We start from the raw sequence: 5813 nt of genomic DNA on the forward strand, positions 1-5813 counted from the left end.
GGACGCATTCAAGAAGCCCGCAACAGCCAAACCGGCCGCAGCGAAACCTTCGCCTTCGACCCCGCCCACAACATCCTCGACATCCCGACATCTACCCCCTCTCCCGCGGGAGAGGGTCGTGGAGAGGGCAAAACGACCGCTCCGATTTCAGACGACACCAAAACTCAAGGTCGTCTGAAATCACCTGCCAACCCCAACCTTACCGCCGGCAACCGCCTCAAAGAATACAACGGCATCGAATACACCTACGATGCATTGGGCAACCTGATCTACCGCCAGCTGCCTAATGGCGAAAACCAATATTACCAATACGATTTAGAAAACCAACTCGTCCGCGCCGAAATCAAAAAGCCCGCCGGCAATACCGAGATCTGGACCTACGCCTACGACCCGTTCGGAAGACGCCTTTCCAAAGAGCGCCAAGACAAACTCGCCTGGACGAGTACCGAACCGAAACGCACCCACTTCGTCTGGGACGGCAGCCGCCTGTTGCAGGAGTACACCTACAAAGGCTGCTACACCTATATCTACACCGACCAAGACAGCTACGAACCCTTAGCCCAAGTCTTTGACAACGCCAAAGACGGCAAGCAATACCTCGCCTATTTCCACACCGACCAAGTCGGCATCCCGCGCGAGATGACCGACATCCACGGCAATCTTTTGTGGTACGGCGAATACACCGCCTGGGGTCGTCTGAAAAAGGATGAGCGGGTTTACAAGAACGCGCATCAGCCGTTCAGATTGCAGAACCAGTATTATGATGAAGAGACCGGGCTGCATTACAACCTGATGAGGTATTACGAGGCGGAGACAGGGCGTTTCATTAACCAAGACCCGATTGGGTTGTTGGGTGGGGATAACCTGTATCAGTTTGCTCCTAATATTCAAAGTTGGTTTGATATTTTAGGTTTAGCAAAAACTCCAAAAGTTAAATTAGGTTCTCTAGGTGAAGTCCGTTCTGCTTCTGTGGTTTTAAAACGTAGTCATTTAGGAAAAGGAAAAGCTACAAATCAGGGTAACCGTGATTATGCTAGAGGATTAGGCAAATGTGATGATGATGCTGGGCATATTTTAGGTAAGCTTTTAGGTGGTTCAAGAAGTAATCAAAATATGTTTCCTCAGTTAAGAAAAATTAATAGAGGAGCTTATAGAGATTTTGAAAGAAAAGTTCATAATATTATAGATAAAGATGGCAAGGCGTTATTGAAATGGAAATTTGAATATGCCAATGGTGGAACACGGCCTACTGGTGTTGTTTATGAGGTATTTCAACGTGGGCAGCGTGTTTTACGTGGTAAGTTTAATAACTAAAAAGGATTGAATTATGTATGAAAGTATTGAAACCGTATTAAATAGTTTTCTGATGGAAATGTATAAATGGGAAGACAATGCTAATAAGCATATTGATGCAGGCACAGATATTCCTGATGAGATATTGAAACAAACACTGAAGGAAATATACGATAAATACCTAACAGATAAACCAAGAAAAATGGGAAAGTTAGAATGTATGACTGTTAACTACCCTCCAACATTCAATCCAAATAACGAGAAAATCATTGAAATAGAAGAAAAAGGTAGCTCTATAACTGTAAAAAGTGATGTGCTTTATGCTGGAATGGAAGCACAAAGACTTTATAAATTCAAAAAACAGGCAGGTCTCTGGAAATTAGATAATGTAAAAGAATTTGATAGTTATGATGGGAAATGGCATTCTATACATATCTAATAAAGTAATTAGCAAACTGTAGCCAGCATGAAACCTCCAATCCTGACGTAGGGTATGTGCGGTACGCACGCAGTTTCCGCTTTTCAGACGACCTTAATACTTTCTTTGAGGCCGTCTGAAATATTGGTTCTTTAATAATCCGATTACTGATCAGCATAAAGGTCGTCTGAAACACAACTTTCAGACGGCCTTTGTTGTACCATATTCAACCGCCGCTACGCCTACGACCCGTTCGGCAGAAGGCTCTCCAAAGAACGCCAAGACAAACTCGCCTGGACGAGCACCGACCCCAAACGCACCCACTTCGTCTGGGACGGAACGCGATTACTTCAGGAGTACACCTACAAAGGCAGCTACACCTATCTCTACACCGACCAAGACAGCTACGAACCGCTGGCGCAAATCTTTGACAACGCCAAAGACGGCAAACAATACCTCAGCTATTTCCACACCGACCAAATCGGCATACCGCGCGAGATGACCGACATCCACGGCAATCTCTTGTGGTACGGCGAATACACCTCCTGGGGTCGTCTGAAAAAGGACGAGCAGGTTTACAAGAACGCGCACCAGCCGTTCCGACTGCAAAACCAATACTTTGATGAAGAAACGGGACTGCATTACAACCTGATGCGGTATTACGAACCTGAGGCCGGGCGGTTTGTGAATCAGGACCCGATTGGGTTGTGGGGTGGGGAGAATCTTTATTCGTTTGCGCCTAATGCAAATGTCTGGGTTGATCCATTAGGATTATCCGTACAATCAGAGAGTGCTCAACGTGGAATTGCTAAAGCAACTGAGTATTTAAAAAGTAAAGGTTTTAAAATTTTATCAGATGAAGTAACAATTAAAGTTCTCGATAGAACAGGGAAAAAATTGAAAAAGGTTCGAATTCGTCCTGATATAGTCGCAATGAAAGATGGGAAAATCTATTTTATTGAGGTAAAAAATAATACAGGACGATTAACGAAAGGTCAAAAGAGATCAGGGTTATTCAATTTGAAAAAACCGCACAATGCTGGAGGAAAATGTCCGAAGGCTGCATATATGGTTTCAACAAAAAATAAGGATAAGCAAACGGATGTGGGTTCCTCCAAAGGCGTTGCTCGCTTTATGACTTTAGTATTCAAAGATTGATTTTAAGGACGATAATTATGAAAAGTAAAGAATTTATTCAAGGTCTTATTGAATATTTAAAAAATAATTTAAATATTCCTGATGCTAATTTTCTAAAAGATAGGATTAAATTTAAAAAAGGAAAATATGTTTATGGTGAAATATCCTTTAGCAATTCTCGTACTTTCGAGGGGGTCATACTTCACCTATATGCATACAATTCTGAAATGGGAAATTTTTTCTCCCAAAATGTTCCTCCTTATGATAAATCGTCAAACCCATATGATTTAGTATTTGTACAACCATCTATCTCGCAGGCGCATTTTTTTAAAGCTCCCCCTATTACCTCATTTCCTTATGGAGATACCATTAAATTACCTGAATCTGAGAATGATGCAAAAAACATCTATCCAGATGTATTAAAGCATTTGCAGCAAAATCATATTCCAATCATTATGGCCTTCCATTCCGGTAGCAAAGAAGTTTTAAAATATTTAGCACTTTATCCAGAGGCTTTTCGTTTTAAAGCATTAACCGCTATTTTTATTATAAATAAGAATGAATTACCACTAAATGATCCTTTAATACAGAATATTTTATTGTTTGATAAAAAAGTATTAGAAAATGATAATGGATTGTTTAGCAAGCATGATTTGATCTTCCTGGAAAATTCTTTTGACCAAAAATTAAAACAACAAATTATGCAATAATTAGTCCTTGTAACAAGCTGTAGCCTGCACAAAATCTTCAATCCTGACGTAGGGTGTATGTGGCACGCACGCGGTTTCTGTTTTTCAGACGACCTCACTATCTTCTTTGAGGTCGTCTGAACTATTTGCTCTTTAACAATCTCATTGGCAGTTAACATAGAAGTCGTCTGAAAACCAACTTTCAGACGATCTCTGCCGAATCGCCTCCCCCGATGGCGGTGCACAGCCTCACCTCCGTCACCTTCAAAGGCAAGGAACTGGTGCGCTACGACTACGGAAGTGCTCCTTTAGATGCAAATGGAAATCCCATGGAGTTGCATCATCATGTACCGCAACGCTTAGGTCATGCAGATAGGCATAGTCCTTTTAATTTGAGAGAAGTAACTAGAGAACAACATGCAACGCTTGACCCTTATAGGAATCTAGGAAATTAGCTATGAAAGCAATAGAAATTTTAAAGAATTTTGTGGAAGAAAAATTATCAACTGAAGAATTGGAAATGGCGTTGTCTTCCAATCAAGAATTAATTTCCCTGTTGGAAAATACTAAAGCTAAACCTTATATGAATAGTAATTCCACTTATGAATATTTAATTAGTCAGGATTTGACATCTCTTGATGCAAAGTTAAATTTGATGGATATTTTCAGGGAAATTTTAGATTACAAGCATATCCCGTACTCTTCGAATTCAACGACAGAAAAAAAATTCGATTTAATTTTGGAGGCTATTCCTAACTGGATACCAGCTGATATGGGTTATTTAAATTCCTTGTATGATAAGTACAAACCTAAGACGGCGACCACTTTTAAAAAGATTATTAAGGAACATTTCATTTGTATGAATAAATATCCCAAATGGTTACAGGAGCCTGATTGGCCTATCATCGATAATATTCCCGCAATGTTTCTAGGGCAGTTAGATATATCGAAGTTGAAGCATGATACTACTTATTTGTACATTTTTTGGGATAAAAAATCAGATAGATATACAGAAGTAATACAGTCTCTATAAATGGGCAAACCGTAGCAAGCTGTAGTCTGCATGAAACCTCAACAACGCATAGTAAAAACGCATAGTAAATATGATAGAACAAATGCCTTGCATCCTTATAAAGTTGATGGAAGCGGTAAGCATCCATATTTCCCAGTAGATAGAAATGCGTTTGATAAGGATAGAAAGCAATATTGGAAAGATAGGGCGAAAGCAGAAAAAAGACGCAGAAGAAAAGCTGGAAAATGTTAAGGTCAATTTACTTATATTTATATCAAAGAGGTTTGTTATGTTAGATACTAATTTTAAAGAATATCTTGATGATGAATTTGGTAGGATATTGCCAGAAAATCAAAATAAATATCGTGAATTATTCAAAAGATTAGGGTTTGGAAAAATAAATCATGACTTTGTTGAATTTTGGTCAACATATAGTGATGAAATTTATGGAAAAATTGGATATTTGGTTGATTTGGCAATGGACTTAGAGGATTTTTCAAGTAGCCAAACAGAAATTTTGAGAAAAAATATTGGATTACCTGATAATTATTTTTCGTTATTAAATAATGAGTTAGATGATTATATCTTATATGATAAAAATACCGACGAGGTTTTTTTTGTAGAGGCTCCTAATATTCAAAAGTTCATAGAAAATAAACAATTCAGCAAACATTGGAATAGCTTTGAATATTTTATTAAAGATTATCTAAATTATAATGCTTAATATGTTTAATTTTTAAGCGATTAGCAAGCTGTAGCCAATGAAACCCCCAATTCCGATGTAGAGTGTGAACGGTATGCACGCACGCGGTTTCTGTTTTTCAGACGACCTCACTATTTTCTTTGAGGTCGTCTGAACCATTTGTTCTTTAATAATCTTATTAACAGTTAACATAGAGGTCGTCTGAAAGCCAGCAACTTTCAGACGACCTCTGCCAAATTGCTACGACTACGACGGCTACGGCGATTTGACCGCCGTTTACGGACGCGACGGCAAAAAACTGCGCGGTTTCGCCTACCGAAACCACATCATGGTCGAACACAGCCAGCCCGACGGACTGGTATCCCGCTACGAATACGACCGCTACGACACCGACGGCAAAGTGCTCAAAAGCAGCAACAACCTCGGCGAAGCATGGACGTTCGCCTACCGCAAAGACCATACCGTCGTTACCGACGCATTGGGGCGGACGGAAGTGTACGGTTTCGACGAAAACCGCGAACTCGTCTACCGCATCGACGCCGACGGACAACGCAGCGACAG

The 5813-nt window shown here is 40.1% G+C and carries 6 protein-coding genes and 2 pseudogenes; all 8 read left to right on the forward strand.

The window, feature by feature from the left end; all coding sequences use genetic code 11:
- A partial coding sequence (locus tag ACTHSA_RS10695) for an RHS repeat-associated core domain-containing protein (protein WP_440378893.1) occupies positions 1–1314 on the forward strand: 1314 nt, incomplete at its 5' end.
- A 13-nt stretch (positions 1315–1327) separates the two neighbouring features.
- Positions 1328–1732 carry an NTF2 fold immunity protein gene (locus ACTHSA_RS10700; protein WP_070625035.1) on the forward strand — a complete coding sequence of 135 codons (405 nt, stop codon included), beginning with the start codon at positions 1328–1330 and terminating at the stop codon, positions 1730–1732.
- A 216-nt stretch (positions 1733–1948) separates the two neighbouring features.
- Positions 1949–2488: pseudogene (locus tag ACTHSA_RS10705) on the forward strand (RHS repeat-associated core domain-containing protein); the annotation flags it as partial.
- A gap of 398 nt (positions 2489–2886) precedes the next feature.
- Positions 2887–3558: a growth inhibitor PemK gene (locus ACTHSA_RS10710; RefSeq protein ID WP_070625031.1), complete on the forward strand. Its 672-nt coding sequence runs from the start codon at positions 2887–2889 to the stop codon at positions 3556–3558.
- Positions 3559–3994: 436 nt separating this feature from the next.
- On the forward strand, positions 3995–4570 hold the full coding sequence (locus tag ACTHSA_RS10715) for a hypothetical protein (protein ID WP_070625029.1): 576 nt from the start codon (positions 3995–3997) through the stop codon (positions 4568–4570).
- Between the two features lie 30 nt (positions 4571–4600).
- Positions 4601–4801: a hypothetical protein gene (locus ACTHSA_RS10720; protein ID WP_199900452.1), complete on the forward strand. Its 201-nt coding sequence runs from the start codon at positions 4601–4603 to the stop codon at positions 4799–4801.
- Between the two features lie 37 nt (positions 4802–4838).
- Complete coding sequence (locus tag ACTHSA_RS10725) at positions 4839–5273, forward strand: hypothetical protein (RefSeq protein ID WP_003768463.1); 435 nt, start codon at positions 4839–4841, stop codon at positions 5271–5273.
- A gap of 244 nt (positions 5274–5517) precedes the next feature.
- Positions 5518–5813: pseudogene (locus tag ACTHSA_RS10730) on the forward strand (RHS repeat protein); the annotation flags it as partial.

Source organism: Neisseria sp. P0008.S002 (assembly GCF_051962805.1).
GTDB classification, from domain to species: domain Bacteria; phylum Pseudomonadota; class Gammaproteobacteria; order Burkholderiales; family Neisseriaceae; genus Neisseria; species Neisseria perflava.